Source organism: Stenotrophomonas sp. DDT-1 (genome assembly GCF_001580555.1).
Lineage (GTDB): Bacteria > Pseudomonadota > Gammaproteobacteria > Xanthomonadales > Xanthomonadaceae > Stenotrophomonas > Stenotrophomonas sepilia.
The window spans coordinates 1-15300 of record NZ_LEKR01000011.1 but is presented as its reverse complement, the minus strand read 5'-3'; the positions used below and the strand labels follow the sequence as shown (position 1 = coordinate 15300).

The 15300-nt window shown below is 65.1% G+C and carries 13 protein-coding genes and 1 pseudogene; 3 read left to right on the top strand and 11 right to left on the bottom strand.

The features are described from left to right. Positions 1 to 154 precede the first annotated feature (154 nt). Positions 155 to 1915, bottom strand: coding sequence for an adhesin (locus AB839_RS07700; RefSeq protein ID WP_061478911.1), 1761 nt, complete (start codon positions 1913 to 1915; stop codon positions 155 to 157). A gap of 256 nt (positions 1916 to 2171) precedes the next feature. Here AB839_RS07700 and AB839_RS07695 point away from each other — a divergent pair, with 256 nt between their 5' ends. Beyond that, positions 2172 to 2966 (top strand): M15 family metallopeptidase, encoded by a 795-nt coding sequence (locus tag AB839_RS07695; protein ID WP_061478910.1) that lies wholly within the window; start codon positions 2172 to 2174, stop codon positions 2964 to 2966. Positions 2967 to 3257: 291 nt separating this feature from the next. Here AB839_RS07695 and AB839_RS07690 read toward each other — a convergent pair whose 3' ends face one another. Beyond that, positions 3258 to 3743 (bottom strand): DUF6713 family protein, encoded by a 486-nt coding sequence (locus AB839_RS07690; protein WP_229298463.1) that lies wholly within the window; start codon positions 3741 to 3743, stop codon positions 3258 to 3260. A 27-nt stretch (positions 3744 to 3770) separates the two neighbouring features. Beyond that, on the bottom strand, positions 3771 to 6521 hold the full coding sequence (locus AB839_RS07685) for a UvrD-helicase domain-containing protein (protein ID WP_061478909.1): 2751 nt from the start codon (positions 6519 to 6521) through the stop codon (positions 3771 to 3773). 188 nt (positions 6522 to 6709) lie between these two features. Here AB839_RS07685 and AB839_RS07680 point away from each other — a divergent pair, with 188 nt between their 5' ends. Further along, positions 6710 to 6919: a hypothetical protein gene (locus tag AB839_RS07680; protein WP_061478908.1), complete on the top strand. Its 210-nt coding sequence runs from the start codon at positions 6710 to 6712 to the stop codon at positions 6917 to 6919. Between the two features lie 192 nt (positions 6920 to 7111). Here AB839_RS07680 and AB839_RS07675 read toward each other — a convergent pair whose 3' ends face one another. Next, the gene (locus AB839_RS07675) at positions 7112 to 9253 is read right to left on the bottom strand and encodes a TonB-dependent receptor (protein WP_061478907.1); all 2142 of its coding nucleotides are present in this window, start codon (positions 9251 to 9253) and stop codon (positions 7112 to 7114) included. 124 nt (positions 9254 to 9377) lie between these two features. Here AB839_RS07675 and AB839_RS07670 point away from each other — a divergent pair. After that, positions 9378 to 10109: pseudogene (locus AB839_RS07670) on the top strand (FAD-dependent monooxygenase); the annotation flags it as partial. A gap of 8 nt (positions 10110 to 10117) precedes the next feature. On the opposite strand, the gene AB839_RS07665 reads toward AB839_RS07670, so the two are convergent. From AB839_RS07665 to AB839_RS07640, 7 genes are all read right to left on the bottom strand, one after another. Further along, positions 10118 to 11821, bottom strand: coding sequence for a PAS domain-containing sensor histidine kinase (locus tag AB839_RS07665; RefSeq protein ID WP_061478967.1), 1704 nt, complete (start codon positions 11819 to 11821; stop codon positions 10118 to 10120). 185 nt (positions 11822 to 12006) lie between these two features. Then, complete coding sequence (locus AB839_RS21465; RefSeq protein WP_134968024.1) at positions 12007 to 12189, bottom strand: hypothetical protein; 183 nt, start codon at positions 12187 to 12189, stop codon at positions 12007 to 12009. A gap of 10 nt (positions 12190 to 12199) precedes the next feature. Next, positions 12200 to 12448: a hypothetical protein gene (locus tag AB839_RS07660; RefSeq protein ID WP_005417258.1), complete on the bottom strand. Its 249-nt coding sequence runs from the start codon at positions 12446 to 12448 to the stop codon at positions 12200 to 12202. Between the two features lie 113 nt (positions 12449 to 12561). Further along, a complete protein-coding gene (locus AB839_RS07655) occupies positions 12562 to 12807 on the bottom strand; it encodes a hypothetical protein (protein WP_061478906.1) in 246 nt (81 codons plus the stop codon). Positions 12808 to 12931: 124 nt separating this feature from the next. Next, a complete protein-coding gene (locus AB839_RS07650; RefSeq protein WP_061478905.1) occupies positions 12932 to 13201 on the bottom strand; it encodes a hypothetical protein in 270 nt (89 codons plus the stop codon). Between the two features lie 150 nt (positions 13202 to 13351). After that, positions 13352 to 14563: an MFS transporter gene (locus AB839_RS07645; protein ID WP_061478904.1), complete on the bottom strand. Its 1212-nt coding sequence runs from the start codon at positions 14561 to 14563 to the stop codon at positions 13352 to 13354. 127 nt (positions 14564 to 14690) lie between these two features. Beyond that, entirely contained in the window at positions 14691 to 15110 is a 420-nt protein-coding gene (locus AB839_RS07640) for an HD domain-containing protein (protein ID WP_061478903.1), read from the bottom strand. Positions 15111 to 15300: the final 190 nt, after the last annotated feature.

The window sequence follows — 15300 nt, the reverse complement described above, 5'->3', positions numbered from 1 at the left end:
CTGCTTAGCGGTGCAGATGCTACCAGCTTCCAATGCCTTGGTAAATCGTAAGTTATTGTATATAGATACAATTTCAATAAATTGACGCCACGAACAAGGGCCCCGAAGGGCCCTTGCCGAGACACGATCACCTCCTTTTCGCTGCTGATATTCGTTACCAACCGATGGCCCAGGCTGCGCCCACGGCCGTGTCCTGCCCGCTGCGGGAAACCCCGATCGAGAAGGCCGATGGGGATCCGCGTGGGGTGGTCACGTCGCGGGTGTAGCCGATGGAAATGGCGGCTTGGCCGCTGCAGCCACCTACGCCTACGGCCAAGCGGTTGCGGTTCTCCCCATGGATGGCCGACGTCGAGGTGGCCATCTGGGCGTTGGCTTGGGCCATGGCGCAGATACCGCTCACCCGCTTGTCGAGCTGGCGGAAACGGCGGTCCGTCAGGTTCCAGCGGTCGTCTTGCTGCCGCTGGTAATCCCACAATTGGCCACCGTTGATCGCGTCCGAGGACCCTGCGGCGATCGCCCCCGCTGCCACCCCGGTTACCCGCTGGTTGCCGGCGTTGATCCCGGATCTGGTGACCGATGGACCGCCCTGGACAGTGAAGCCGTCGCTGTTGTGGATGGCCTTGGCCACCTGGACCGAGCCCTTTTCGGACAGTCCAACGTTGTCTTTCAAGCCAACGGTTTGGGTGCCGTCCCCGTTGTCAGTGACCTCGATGTTGGCCCCGGCCACCGTGGTGCTGCTTCCTCCGTCCTTACCGTCCTTGCCTGCTGGGCCTTGCGGACCGGTGGGGCCCTGTGGACCGGGGGTGCCACCACCGCCGCCAGGGTTTTGTTCCAGCTGGTGAACGCGCCCATCGAGATCGTAGATGGCACCGGCCACGGTGGTGTAGTTGTTACCGCTGCTCAGCTGGTAGTTCGGCGCCACGATCAAGCCGTTCACCATGGAGGCGCCAGCGCCCAAGGTTTCCACGGCGGTCCGCAGTTGGCTGACGGCCACGGCGTCGTCGTCCGCTTTGCCCAAGGCAACTTGGGTCAAGCGGCGGTTGCCAAAGGCTGCAGTGTCTTCTTCATCGCACGTGGTGTTGGCGCCCACGGCCACGCATCCCCATGCGTTGGCCACGGCACGGGGCCCCAATGCCACACTTTCTGTGGCGTTGGCCGTGGCAGACGCGCCGAAGGCGGCAGAGTAGGGCGCAAACGCCTGTGCCCATGGACCCACGGCGGTGCCGGCCTCGCCGGCAACGCCAGCGCTGTAACCGTAGGCGCCGGCAAAGTCGGCGGTTGCGTTGGCACCGGGCCCCACGGCGGATGCACCTTCGCCCTCGGTCTGGGATGCGGCGCCCAACGCGAGGTTGCGATCGCCTTGAGCATTCGCCCCGGCCCCGAAAGCCGCCGCGCCGTTTCCATCGGCTCTTGCGGTTGAGCCTACAGCGGTCCCGCCATCCCCGAGCGCGCGGGCACTAGAGCCGATGGCCACACCGGTGATCCCGCTGGCCAGGCTGTGCCCGCCAATGGCCACCGCGGAATCGCCGGTGGCTTGGGCTTGGGCTCCGACGGCGACGGCGTAAACCGCAAATGCCTGTGCGCGAGAGCCAATGGCGAGCGCATTTGAGCCCTGCGCTTCGCTCGAGAACCCCAGAGCGGTTGTATGGCATCCGCGAGCGGTGGCGCGATTGCCCACCGCAGTGGCCCCCAGGCACTCACCCGGAACGCCATTTTCATCCACCATTATCCCGCCGTCGGCGAGGGCGTCCGCCCCGATGGTCGTGGCCCCAACGGTCAACGATTGGGCGCGGTCGCCTACCGCAGTGGTCTCGGGTTTGGTGGCAACGGCACCGTTGCCCACTTGAACCTGGGCTTGCGCCGTGCCAGCAACAAGGCCTGCCAGCAAAGCGCAGTGGATGAGGGAGCGTTTCATGGGGTGGCCTCCTGGGTCTGAAATGAGTGAGCGTGTGCACTCACGAATAGATCAGATCCTGGAATGCGCAAGCCCCCCCCCAACGAAACTTCCCGGCGCAACGGCAGGAGGGGCCGTTGCGCCAGGAAGCGGTGGGGCCGACTTTTCCCCACCCCTGTTCTTCTACGACAGGGAAAAAATTCCGCAAGCCCCCTTGCGCGTTTTCGATTCTCCGCTTGCATGGGTGTATCGCTCATGTGAGTAAGGAGGCCTACTCATGTTTCAACGCTTGTTGCTCGCGCTCGCACTGGCCAGCGCACCCGTCTTGGTCCACGCGCACGCGGCAGCCACCGATTCCGTTGAGGTCCACGGGAAGAAGCCTGGGTTTTTCAAACGCCTGTTCCACCGCCACAAAGACGCCCCGCAGTGGGACGGTGTCCAGCCCGAGCTTCGCTCAGCGCTGGAACGCATCGCCTTGCAGATGAAGGACGAGGGCTACGACCTGCGGCTGATGGAGGGCTACCGTTCTAAACAGCGCCAGGCCGAGCTGCTCGCCAGCCAAAAGGGCGTGACCCAGGTGGGGCCAGGCAGCAGCTGCCACAACCACGGTTGGGCCGCGGACATGGTCATCTACAAGCGCGGGCGCCCTTCTTGGGACCTGAAGGACGAGCAGGTGCGGCAGGGCTACCAACGCTTCGGTGAGCTCGCCCAGCAGGCGGGATTGAGGTGGGGCGGGGCTTGGAAGAGCTTCAAGGACATGCCCCACGTCGAGATGCGCAGCGAGTGCCTGGTAGCCATTCGTGGCGGATCTGCCCCCCGCCGATCGCTGCAAACAGTGATTGCCAAGGCCGAGTCAGTGTCTGACGCACCGAAAGCACCCCGTTGGGCCTGGAGCGTCGATTCCGAGCTGGCGCCGGACTGGGCGTGCGAATCCGTGCTTTGCAGTGTGTCGTGGGCGACGGTGAGCCGGCCATGGAGCTATGGCGTAAGGCCGCCGTTGAAAGGACTCCGTCCAGAACCGTTTGCTGAGGCGTCCTGTCCCATGGCCCCAATTGCCCTGAGGCACACATGAGGAAGCGGTCCACCGGATTGCTTCCCTTTTCGGCGGAGAGTGGGGGCGAACGGGTCATCTGCCCTGATCGCGCCGGTTTGGAGAAGATCGAGATTGGCGATCCCAAGGGCGGCAAAAACGGCTGGATCCGTTGCACCGCAAGGGGTATGCTCATCGCGGGCACATTCAAGGGCACCTCCCAGATTCGTGAAACCCAAGCCGTCCAAGGGGTGAGGGCACTTCTCAAGGAAGTCCCACTCTCTCCGCCAGTTGATTCAAAGAGCCCCTGGATTCAGGGGCTTTTTCGTCTCGTCAGTCCACGCCATCGATCTGCACGCGAGCCGGGGTAGCACGGCGGCCTTGCATGAGGAGCCCGACGCCGGCCACGAGGCAGGCCGCCAGCGTTGCGATGGAGAGCGGAAGCAGGAACTCGTCACGACCGGCCGCGGCGAAGCCCACATGAATCATGGCGGTGCCGGCGCCAACTGTCCCGCACAGGCTGGCATACGCCCGTGCGGAGGGCTTGGCCAGCACAACCTGGCGATAGCCATGCAGCAGGGCGCCCACAGCGATCAGGTTGAAAGCCAGAAACCCCTGGATGCCGCCCGGAACGCCGAACAGGGCCCACTCGTGCCAGAACGCTGCATCAATCTGGTGCAGGACCAACGCCAGCAGTGTTGCCAGATACCACCGTTCCATGGGGTCGTCCATTTGAATGTCGGCAAAGTCTAGCAGCCGGAGTGAGTAGTCGATCTCCGCCTGGGCGAAGCTCACGGTGACGGTGAGGGCAGTGCGCACATCGCCAGGAAAGCGCAGAGAATACGCTCACCCACGACGCCCGCCCTTCGGCTTGTTATGGCACAACGGGTAACTCGAGCACGACCGGAAAGCCCCGTGCGGCCCATTCCGGTCCACGAACACGCCCACCTTGCACACCGGGCAGCGCTCTTCGTGGATGGCCGCGCCTGAAATCGCGGTCACTTCCACGGCGCCGTCCTTCGCCAGCTCATCCAGGAATGGCGAGTGCCTGCCCTGCAGGGTGAACATCGCAACCGAACGTCGCGCACGCGTCAGCGCGACATAGAACAGGCGCCGTTCTTCGCTCAGCGGATAGGCATCCCCATCCGGCATCGCCAGCGAAAGCACCGGGTCATCCGCGCGCAGGCTCGGGAAGCTGCGGTTGATCATGCCCGGCAGGATCACGTAGTCCGCCTCGCGCCCCTTCGATCGATGGGTGGTCAGGAACTCGACCTCCATCGTGCTGCCAAAGGCCGTCTTCCAATCCAAAGGCATCGCGCTGCGGTCCGCGCGATACCGCCCCAGAATGAATACAGTCACGCGCCCGTTGCGGCCCTGCGGCACTGCACCTGACAGCAGTTGCTGGTGCAGCGTCGCAAGGTACTGACGAACACCATCCTGCACCTCCTCACGCCGATTCACCTGGAACGCCTGCAGCACAGGTCCCATTGCCGGCGCAGCAGAGCGAACTTCCTTGGTGATCTGCACCGGATTGCGGCTGATGAAGCGGCTGGAAACATCACACAGTGCTTGCGGGCAGCGGAACGTCTGCTCCAGTTTCAGCACCTGGCCATGCCCCATCCATTCGCGGAATCCGGTCATCACCGAAACGTCGGCGCCAGCGAAGCGGTTGATCGACTGCCAGTCATCGCCCACCGCAAACAGATAGCGGCCCGGTTGGCTGACCAGCGCACGGCAGAGGCGCGCACGGGCGCGCGAGGCATCCTGGAATTCGTCGGCCATCACCAGATCGTAGGGTGATTCATAGTGGCCCTGTTCCAGCAGCCCGGCGGCCATGTTGAGCATGTCCTCGAAGTCGATGCCACGTTCGTCCGCCAGTGCGTTGTCCCAGGCCTGGAAAACCGGCCCGGCGATTTCCAGGAAGCGCCGGTAGCGTTCCTTGAACTGGTCTTCGGGCATCTGCCGCAGGCGTGCGCCCATATCGTCCAGCGTCAGGCAGTTGCTCTTGGCATGCGCAATGAAGGTGCGCATCAGGCCAATCAGGTCTGCATCCGGCATCGGCTTGGCGCCCTGGTCGGGCAGCTCGCGGTCCGGGTTCGGGTCGAGTTCGACACCAGACGCACCCAGCCGCTCGGCCAGATCCTGCAGGGCCTGTCCACTGCGCAGGCCGAACGACGTCGTTTCGACCAGTGCGGTGCCGTGCGCCGCATGCTGCTGCCGCTTCCAGTGCATCCCTTCGCTGTAGTTGGCAAAGTGCTTCGGCGGCTGGCCACCGGCATCCAACGCAAAGTGCTCGTGATACAGCCCGGCGTCCGGATAATAGAAATCAGGGCGATACTGGCGATAGGTGTCGGTCGCCGTATCGAATTCGTAGCGCCGTTCGTAGTCGTAGGTCACGCCGTTGTAGAACAGCCAGTCAGCGATCACGCACTCTTCCTGGCTCTTCACCCGCTCACCCTGCAGGGTGCGGATGTAGGGCGTGCCATCGCGGTCGTAACCATCGGCCATCATGTCGGCACCCAACGGCGGCAGATCGCGTCCGAACACAAGGCGGAACATGTCCCACTGGGTGCGGAAGTGGGTCGAACGGTCCTTCAGGTCGTCCACCAGTTCGGCCAGCTTGTTGAAGCCCAGCGTGGCGTCGATCGCCCATTCCGGGATATCAGGCTTGCGTCCCGTGGCCTCGGCGATGATGGCCAGGCCCAGGGCGTGGAAGGTCCGCGCCTCGACCACGATGTCGCCCATGCCGAGCCGGTCGAAGCATCGTCGCGCGCGCTCCTCCAGTTCGTTCGCGGCGACCTTGTTGAAAGCGAGCATCACAATCCGTTGGGGCTCCACGAAGCCGCGATCGATGGCATAGGCGGCCTTGGCAACCATCGTGGAGGTCTTGCCAGAGCCGGCCGCGGCCACGACCTGCACGCGGTTGTCGAAGCAGAAGACGGCGCGGGCCTGTTCCTCGGTCAGGGGCTTGCTCTCGACCCGGTCGAGGAAGTCCTTGGCCAGCACCTGCTCACGCGTTGCCATGGTCGCGTTGGCGTCGGCCCAGATGGCGGGCCAATCCAGGTGCCAGTCATTCAGTGCCTCAAGCGCGGCCAGATGGCGGCTGGAGCGCAGGTCGCCGTGCACGCTCGCATCGAGGAACAGACTCTCCAGCTCATCCGGGGAGAGCGGCAGGGCAGGCCGATCAGCCAGCAACGCCTGCTGCTGCTCATGGGTGATCCAGCGTCGGCTGGCGTGACCTCGATCAGTCAGTGCGTCCGCCGCGCTCAACCAGGCTTGGATCTGTTCGAGGATCTTCTCGAACAGATCCTTGCGCCCGCGCGTGCTGCGCGCGAAGAGCAGGCCCCGCACAGCCCCTGCAAGCTGGGACGCTTGCCCGTTGGGCAGGCCGCCCACGGACACGGAACCGCTGTCGGTCTGCAATGAAACGCTGGCCCAGAAAAACCCTGGAATGACCTGCACGCTGTGATCGTCATCCACGCGCTGCCGGTACTGTTGGCCTGCGATGTTCAGCTCGATGCATTCGCCATCCAGCCGCAACCGCCAGTGTGGCGAGCGTGTCACACGTTGGCCCCAGCCCGAGGGGCGCCATTCCATAGACATCCAGGTACTGCCTTGCAAACGTCAATCGGGCATGTAGAGCCCCTAAGCCCGCATGATAAGGGGCCTTGACGTTGCATGGGGTCTTTCCTGCGCGGGCAGGGCGCATCCAGATGCCGTCTATCTCAGCTCGCCCAAGCGCCCGGCGCATGGCACCATGAAAGGCCTGAATCCAAGAGCTGGCCATGGAAATTGACTGGTACCAGATCGGAACCTTGAAGCACATCGGTGGCGGCTACGATATCCGGACGGATCCATTGAACATCCTGGTGACCACTGCGAAGCAAGGGCACGAGGGCGAAGTCTCTGACATGCTTATCGTGATGGACGATGGCACCGTCATTCCACCGGACGGGATCATGCGTCTGGCACGGGCGCCTGGCCGGATCCGTTAGGAGATCCAGAACCTGCTGTGTCAGCAGTAGTGGCTGAATCACTCAAGCGTACGAGACCCTCGGTGCTGCAAGATGCGCTCCGTCACAGGCTATCGTTCCTTGGCGATCTCCGTCACTGTCACGCTCGCGATACGAAAGTGCGGTGGAGGTAGGCAGCCACCTCCCCCTGTCATCATGGTTCGCAGCCCTGCGTCAGAAGCTGTATGCCGCCTGCACATACACCCGCCGCGGCTCGCCCGGGAAATGCCCGTTGCGTTCGATGAAGCCACTGGCTGCGTACACCTTGTCGAACAGATTCTTGACGTTGGCCTGGAACTGCCACTGCTTCCACGTGGTCTTCCAGCTCATGTCGAATACCGTGTAAGCCTTGACCGTCTGCCCATCCAGGCTGACACGCTCGCCCACGTGGTCGGCGCCGAAGCCGATGGCCGAGTTGATCGAAGGCAGGTCGTAGCGCGTCCACAGGCCGAGCTTGTTGCGTGGCGCATTCGCGAAGCGGTCGCCGGAGGCATTGGTGATGCCGTTCGGTCCGGCGTCCTTTACCCGTGCGTCGTTGTAGGCGTAGGTCAGGTTCACCACCCAGCGCTCGGTCACGTCGGCCAGCAGGTCCAGTTCCATGCCCGTGCTGCGTACCAGGCCCAGTGCAGCGAGTTGGTTTACCCCGCCGACCACTTCGCCGGTGGCCTGCACGATGTTGCTGCGGTCGATGCGGTAGGCCGCCATGTTCAGGGTCACACGGTCGGCCAGCAGGGACTTCAGGCCGACTTCCCATTGCCTGCTGCGCTCCGCGTCGAACGGTCCGCCGGTCGCCGGGTTCTGGTTGGTGGCACTCTGCGGCACGAAGCCGCTGGCGATGTTGGCGTACAGGTTCACGCCGTCCCGGACGGTAAAGGTACTGCCCAGACGCCAGCTGAGCGCGTTGCCATCCACGCTGCTGCCGCCCATGCGGTCCTCATCCTTGAAGCCATCCCAACGCAGTCCGGCCAGCACGTGCCAGCGCGTGCCCAGCGCCAGCTCATGCTGCAGATAGCCGCCGTAGCGCTTGCTGCGGGTGGCGGTGCTGCGCCAGGGCAGGGCGGCCAGGTTGTAGTCATGCCAGGTGCTCGCGCCATAGACCGGGTTGAACAGGTCGATGCCGCGCACCGGGCCGGCGCCGCGTGCCAGGTCGGCACTGTTGGCGGTCTGCGCCGTGAAGTCGGCGTCGAGCTGATACATGTCGGCGCCGAACAGCACCTTGTGTTCGATACGGCCGGTGTTGATCCGCCAGACGGCATTGCCGCTGGCGGTGAAGGCCTCGTTGTCGCGGATCTGGTTGCGCAGCTGGCGCGTCATCCATTCGGGCACCCCGTCGCGGTCACGATCAATCAGCCCCATCGGCTCGTGGTACATCTGGTGCTCGTTGTTGCTGAACCAGCGCGCAGCAATGTCCACGTCCAGCGTATCGAGCGGTGCGAAGCGGTACTGCGCCAGTGCGACCCTGGCGCGCATGTCGAGGAAGTCGCTGGCCTCGTTGTGGTTCCATCGCCTGTCGGTCAGGAAGCTGCCGGCATCGTTCACTGGCACACCGCGCAGCCGGTTGCCGCCCAGGTTCTGGGTGATGTCGGTGAACTGCAGCACCAGTTCGCCGGTCTGGCCAACGTCGAAGGCCAGCGAGGCATCGCCGATCACGCTTTCGTTGTCGGCATTCCAGCGCACGCCCTGCTCGCTGTCGGCATACAGGCCGGCGCGATAGCGGGTGCTGCCGCTGGCATTCAGCGGGCCGGTGCCTTCGATCGATCCGGCGCGGAAGTCCTTGTCACCTGCCTGCAGCTCGATGCGGCGTTCGGCGCGCGCCTTGGGCTTGCGCGTTACATAGTTGATGATGCCGCCCGCATCACCACCGCCGTACAGCGCACCGGCCGGGCCCTTCAGCACTTCCACGCGTTCGATGTTGAACAGCTGCGGCACCGAGAAGCCTGCATAGGGATCGCCGCGCAGACCGTCGTAGAGCACGTTCTCCTGGCGGAACCCGCGCAGGGTGACGCCGGCATAGCTGAAGAAGCTGATGCCGCTGATGCTGCGGTACAGATCGGTGACCTGGCGCGCCGCCTGGTCGTCGATCAGCTCGCGTGGCACGACCTGGATCGACTGCGGTACCCGCTCCAGCGGAGTATCGGTGCGGGTGCCGACGGCTGCATCGTTGGCGCGGTACAGGGTCTGCGCGCGGCCGCGGACTTCCACTTTGTCCAGGTCTTTCGGGGTGTCAGCGGAGGCCTCGGAAGCCAGTGCAGGTGTAGCCAGGGAAAGGGGCAGCGCCAGGCAGAGGGCGTGCTTGAGCGGGGTTGGAAAGGGCATGAGGGACGAGGCTGGGCTGCAAATGAGAAAGATTAGCATTTGCAGTGCTTCGGGGCCTATCCCCCGGATGCACTATGGACGCGGGCCCGGGTCGGTATACGGGGTGCCGGCCAGAGCCACCAGCATGTCCGGGCGCCAGGCAACGATCACCGCGTTGCATCTGGCCACCACATGGACCGATGCTGCGCGCCAGGCCAAGGCCTATCGCAGCGGCCGCGTGCTGTTGGCTGGTGATGCGGCGCACATGCATTCGCCGCTGGGAGGTCAGGGCCTGAATCTCGGCATCGGCGATGCGATGAACCTGGGGTGGAAGCTGGCCGCCGTGGCGCGAGGCGACGCCGCCGAGACGCTGCTGGACAGCTATCAGGCTGAGCGCCATCCGATCGGCGCCCGGGTGCTCGACTGGTCGCGTGCGCAGGTGGCGTTGATGCGACCAGGCCCAGGGCAGCGCGCGCTGGCGGCGGTCTTCGCCGACCTGGCCGCGACCCGCGACGGTGCCACCTATCTCGCTGAGCGGTTGTGGGGCGTGGCACAACCACCGGTGTTCGACGGCGAGCATCCGTGGGTTGGCCAAAGCGTGCCTGACGTCCAGCTGGCCAATGGCGATCGCATGGGGGAGCTGCTGCGCGCAGGGAAGGGTGTGCTGCTGGGGCTCGATACCGGCGTTTCACTCGGCCCGATCTTTGCGCGCTGGCAACGCTCGGTTATCTGCGTGATATCCACGGCGCGCGATGCGATGGGACTGGGCGCGGTGCTGGTCCGCCCTGACGGTATCGTCGCTTGGGCCTGCGATGTCGGCGGCGATGCGTCGGGGCTGGAGTCTTCGCTGGAACGCTGGTTCGGTTTGCCGTGGTGAACGGCGCGCTAGGGTGATGCCACCATGGCCTGGGCGCGGTGCCCGGTCTCGGTCATCACCGAGGCCAGCTGCTTCAATGAGTACGGCTTGCGCAGCAGGGTGAAGCCATGGCCAGGATCCCGCGCCAGCAATTCGCTGTAGCCGCTGGTGAGGATCACCGGAAGCTCCGGGAAGCGGGCGCGGATGGCACGGGCCAGATCCAGGCCGTTCATGCCTGGCATCACGACGTCGCTGAACACCACATGGAAGCGCGAGGCATCCCGTTCCAGCTCGGCCAGGGCCTCGTCCGCATTGCGTGCAAGGACCACGCTGTAGTCGAGTTCGCGCAGGGCGCCCACCGCAAATTCGGCCACGTCGACGTTGTCTTCCACCACCAGCACGCAGACGCCATGACCATGCTGCAGCCCCGATTGCGCCGCCGGCCGTTCCGCCGTTTCTCCTGCCTGCGCCAGCGGCAGATACAGCGTAAAGCGGGTACCGGCGCCGGCCTGGCTCTGCACGTCCACCTCGCCTTCTGACTGCTTGACGAAGCCGAATACCTGGCTGAGACCGAGCCCGGTCCCAGCGCCCACGCTCTTGGTGGTGAAGAAGGGCTCGAAAATGCGGTCAACCACCGCAGGGTCGATGCCCGCTCCGGTGTCGGTCACACTGATCGCGGCAAAGTCGCCCTTCATCGGCGCGGCGAAGCGCACCGAAGGCACGGCGGTTACCCGTTCCACTTCGATGGTCACCCGGCCGTGTCCCTCGATCGCGTCGCGGGCATTGACCGCGATGTTGATCAATGCAGTGTCCAGCTGGGTCCGGTCCAGCAGTACCGGCATCGGTGTATCGGGCAATGCCAACGACACCTGGATGCGCGCGCCAAGTACCGTGGTGATGATGTCCGAGAGCGCGTGCACGCTTTCGCAGAGGTCGAAGACCTCCGGCGACAGGCTCTGGCGACGTGAGAATGCAAGCAGTTGCGCGGTCAGCTTGGTGGCGCGGTCCGACGCTGTTGCAATGGCCTGGATGTAGCGGCGCCGGGTGTCGTCTGCGGGCCACGTGTGCAGGAGCATGTCTACCGAACCCGTGATGACCTGCAGCAGGTTGTTGAAGTCGTGGGCCACCCCGCCGGTGAGCTGGCCGATCGCCTCCAGCTTCTGCGACTGCCGCAGCTGCTCGCGGGCACGCACCAGTTCCAGGTGGGCCTCCCGCGCCTGCTCGGTGATCGCTGCAACCTGGCGGCTGTGCAGATCGCGCTCGATCACCCGTTCGGTCTGTTCGCTGACCACGCACAGGATGCCGGCCACACTGCCGCAGCCGACGCGCAGCGGCGAATAGGAGAACGTCCAGAATGTTTCACGCAGCGTGCCGTCGCGATCCATCATCAACGGGAGGTTCTTGAAGCTGCGGCTGGTGCCGGCGAAGGCATCGTTGACGGCCTGCACCACGTCTGGCCATACGTCCGCCCAGACATCCTCCAGGCGATTGCCCATCGCGCCGTGCAGTTTTTCACCCAGCATGGGCAGGTAGGCATCATTGAAGAAGAACGCCTTGTCTTCCTTGCCCCAGGCAAGCCACAGCGGTTCTGGCGAATCCAGGATCATCGCCAGCAACGTGCGAAGTTCGGCGGGTGCGCTTGCGGCAGTGGCCGAGCGGGCCCAGTCACTGTCCTGCAGCAGTCGGTAGGCGAGCTGATCAGGTGCAGAGACTGGCAGGGGAAAAGGATGCATGGCCGCCATTGGCGCAGGAAGGTGGCGCAGCATAGCCGAGCGCATGTCATGACGCTCTGCACACCGCCGACATGAAAGGCCTCGCCACTTCGCAGCCGACGTGGCAGCGATGCACCCCTTGTTCCGCAGGTTGCCGCTATCGCGGCGCAGCGCGAAGGGAGGCGACGCTGGCCTGAGCGGCGGGTCTAGCCCTCACGACCTGCCTGCGCGGTGAGCGCATCCCGGCCAGCCTCGGTGAGATCGATATCCCCGTCCTCTGCCTGTACCGCCCACCCGGCGGTCACCGCCCACGTGGCGGCATCACCGCGCACCGGTTCTGCAGCGGCGATGGCCTGGAGTATTTTCCGCTGTTCCGCAGTCATTGCCACGTCGCGGTCCTCAAATACCCAGCAACGACGCCGGTTGCCAGTCCGACAGCCGGGCATGGCTGACCGGCTGATGGCAGCCGCACCCGTCGCAGCGGAACAATGCTCCACCTGGCAAGTGCACCAGATTGTCCTCACTGGCCGAGCTGGTCGATGTGCAATGCCGGCAGGTGACCGTGAGCGCGGTGATGCGCTGCACGCCCCCTGACAGATCGAACACGGCCTCGAACGCGCGAATGACAGGGTGGGCAGTGTCCGGCATCTGAATCTCGACAGGGTGGGGAGACCTCATCGTCGCGCGCCGGTTGTGATGGGCCAGTCAGCCAGGTGCATGGGCATGATCAAGACAGCCGCGGCAACCGGCAGCGCTCCTTTTCAGAGATCCTTTTTCTTTCCGCTCAGGTCCAGCGGCTTGTCACTGCCGCCGCGCTCGCTCGACCACACTTCCACACCCTTGTTGCAACGGCTCTCGCGGGCAGCGACCTCGCGCGGCAGATCCTTCAGATGGGGTGACTCCTGGCAGGCCGGATGCATGGCGCTGTCGTCATAGGTGGCGCAGGCGCTGAGCGACGCCAGGGCGATGGCAGTGAGGGTGGCGCGGAATGAAGACTGCAGAGTCATGAGATGGCCTCGGGTAATGCCAGGATGGCCATGGAATTCAAATCCGTGACGCCGGGCATGCACAATCGGACCCATTGCACTTGTTATTCTGTAACAAATGCGCAATAGTCCGGCCCCTGCTGGGTCAGGCGATGCAGATCATCAGCACCATGCACAGCGCCACCATCAGCACGAACACACGACGGCTCAGTGCCAGGCAGGCCAGATAGGCTGCGAGCGCCCACGCTGCCAGCAGCGCGCAGGCCATCACCCACAGCCCGATCCCCATCATCGAATCGACTGCCATCGCAGACAAGGCAATGGCCTTGGACAACGCCACCCCCAACACGCTGCCCAGCATGCCGGCCTGCAAGGCGATGGCATCGTGGCGGGCAGGTGCGCGGTGGTGGTGCATTGCGGGTCCGGTGCAGGCCGAGAATGCGGCGTCGGCTGCACTGTGCCGAAATGCACATCCACGAAATGTGTTCATCGCGCGCCAGGTGCGCGACGAAGACCGCGCAGTCGACTGGTCGACCTGTGAATGCGGTGGTTGGACGCCCGTTCTTCAGTGGTTGCCGGCGGCGACGGTCTTGCGCTTCCTGTCCAGCATCACCGCCGCGCACCACAGCAGCAGGCCGCCGATCGCGGTGGCCGCACCGACATAGCCGGTACTGGCCGGGCTGAAGCCGGCGCTGATCGCCATGCCGCCCAGCCACGGGCCGAGTGCGTTGGCGGTATTGAAGGCGGCATGATTGGAGGCGGCCGCCAGCGTCTGCGCTTCGCCGGCCACATCCATCAGGCGCGTCTGCAGTACCGCTGCCAGCGCGCCCATGGTGCCGACCGTGATGATCATCGGGCCGATGGTCCACACCGACTGTGCGGCCAGCGGATACAGCAGCAGCATCACGATCGACCACAGCAGCACCACGGCGGCGGCCTTGAAGTGGAACTTGTCCACCAGCCAGCCACCGGCGATGTTGCCGATGATCGCGCCGATGCCGAACACGCCCACTGCCAGCGGCATCCACGATTCGGCCACGCCGGTGACCTGCACGAGGGTGGGCGCGAGGTAGGTGAACACGCAGAACATGCCGGCGAAGCCGACCGCACCGATCGCCAGCGCCAGCCACACCTGGGAGGTGTTGAAGGCGCGCAGTTCGCGCATCGGCGAGGTACGCACTTCGTCCGGGTCCGGCAGCAGGAAGCGCGCGATCATCGCCACCGTGGCAATGGCCAGCACGCTGACCAGGGCAAAGGCGGTGCGCCAGCTCAACTGCTGGCCCAGCCAGGTGGTCAACGGATTGCCGACCAGGATCGCGATCGACAGGCCCAGCAGCACCCGCGACATCGCCTGGCCGCGCTGGCCGGCAGGGCTGATCGCAGCGGCCACCAGCATCGCAACGCCGAAGTAGGCGCCATGCGGCAGGCCGGCGACGAAGCGTGCCACCAGCATCGTGCCGTAATTCGGTGCCAGCGCGCTGGCCAGGTTGCCGATCGCGTAGAAGCCCATCAGCGCCAACAGCAGCTTGCGGCGCGGGAAGCTGGCACCCACGAAGGCGAGGATCGGGGCACCGACCACCACGCCGATGGCGTAGGCGCTGATCAGGTGCCCGACCTGGGTTTCGGAAATCGACAGGCCGCGGCTGATCTCCAGCATCAGCCCCATGCTGGCGAATTCGCTGGTGCCGATGGCAAATCCACCCAGCGACAGGGCGAGGATGATCAGGGTGCGCTGGCGGGGCGTCAGCCGCGCAGCCAGGGAAGAGTTGGGGCTCATGCGGGGGCGCGATGGGGCGGGGGAGCCGTCCATTGTACTGCTGCACTGCAACAGGAGCAGTAGCACTCAGGGTAAATCAGCGTTTGATCGGTGACACGCCGGCCCTCCGCGCCGCCTCGCGGCCGGCTCAGATGCCCAGCGCCGCCCGGGCATGAGCGTATTTGTCGCGAAGGCGCCCTGCCGTGGTCCCGTCCAGCATCGCCAGCCGCTGTGGATCGGCGTTGTCATCCAGATCGGCGCGCTTCACTTTCAATGCCAGCGGGTGGGCGGCAATGCGCGCGTAGTAGCTGTCCGCGTCAGGAGCTGCATCGCGGTTGAGCAGTTGCACCGCCTCGCGCAGCGGCGCCGGAAATACCTCGATCCGCGCGGTAAACGCCGGGCAGTCCTCGGCCACGTCATGCAGCCAGGCCACCACTTCGGCGGCATCGTCGCCGCGCACGGCGGCCGCCACCCGCGCCACATGGCCGATATAAGGCTGGCCGGCCTTGTCGATCTGCCCCGCGTGGGCCTCGGTGGCCAGCGTACGGGCAAGTGCTACCCAGTCCATTGCAGTCTCCTTGGATATCCGCGCACAGTTTCGCGCGAAAGCCGCAGCGGTTGTGGATGCGCCCATGACGCTGCCACGGGCATGATGGCGAGGCAGGGGACGCAGTGTTGCCCCGACAAGGAGGAGTGAGATGCAGGAATTCAGGCATGTGCTGGAAACCCGTGGACGCTATCAGCTGGTAGCGGTGTCC

Bases quoted from the DNA above. Each gene is read 5' to 3' on its own strand.
- AB839_RS07640 (WP_061478903.1), bottom strand. From the start codon at position 15,110: ATGGACTGGGTAGCACTTGCCCGTACGCTGGCCACCGAGGCCCACGCG.
- AB839_RS07700 (WP_061478911.1), bottom strand. From the start codon at position 1,915: ATGAAACGCTCCCTCATCCACTGCGCTTTGCTGGCAGGCCTTGTTGCT.
- AB839_RS07650 (WP_061478905.1), bottom strand. From the start codon at position 13,201: ATGCACCACCACCGCGCACCTGCCCGCCACGATGCCATCGCCTTGCAG.
- AB839_RS07685 (WP_061478909.1), bottom strand. From the start codon at position 6,521: ATGGAATGGCGCCCCTCGGGCTGGGGCCAACGTGTGACACGCTCGCCA.
- AB839_RS07645 (WP_061478904.1), bottom strand. From the start codon at position 14,563: ATGAGCCCCAACTCTTCCCTGGCTGCGCGGCTGACGCCCCGCCAGCGC.
- AB839_RS07655 (WP_061478906.1), bottom strand. From the start codon at position 12,807: ATGACTCTGCAGTCTTCATTCCGCGCCACCCTCACTGCCATCGCCCTG.
- AB839_RS07695 (WP_061478910.1), top strand. From the start codon at position 2,172: ATGTTTCAACGCTTGTTGCTCGCGCTCGCACTGGCCAGCGCACCCGTC.
- AB839_RS07675 (WP_061478907.1), bottom strand. From the start codon at position 9,253: ATGCCCTTTCCAACCCCGCTCAAGCACGCCCTCTGCCTGGCGCTGCCC.
- AB839_RS07665 (WP_061478967.1), bottom strand. From the start codon at position 11,821: ATGCATCCTTTTCCCCTGCCAGTCTCTGCACCTGATCAGCTCGCCTAC.
- AB839_RS07680 (WP_061478908.1), top strand. From the start codon at position 6,710: ATGGAAATTGACTGGTACCAGATCGGAACCTTGAAGCACATCGGTGGC.
- AB839_RS07660 (WP_005417258.1), bottom strand. From the start codon at position 12,448: ATGCCGGACACTGCCCACCCTGTCATTCGCGCGTTCGAGGCCGTGTTC.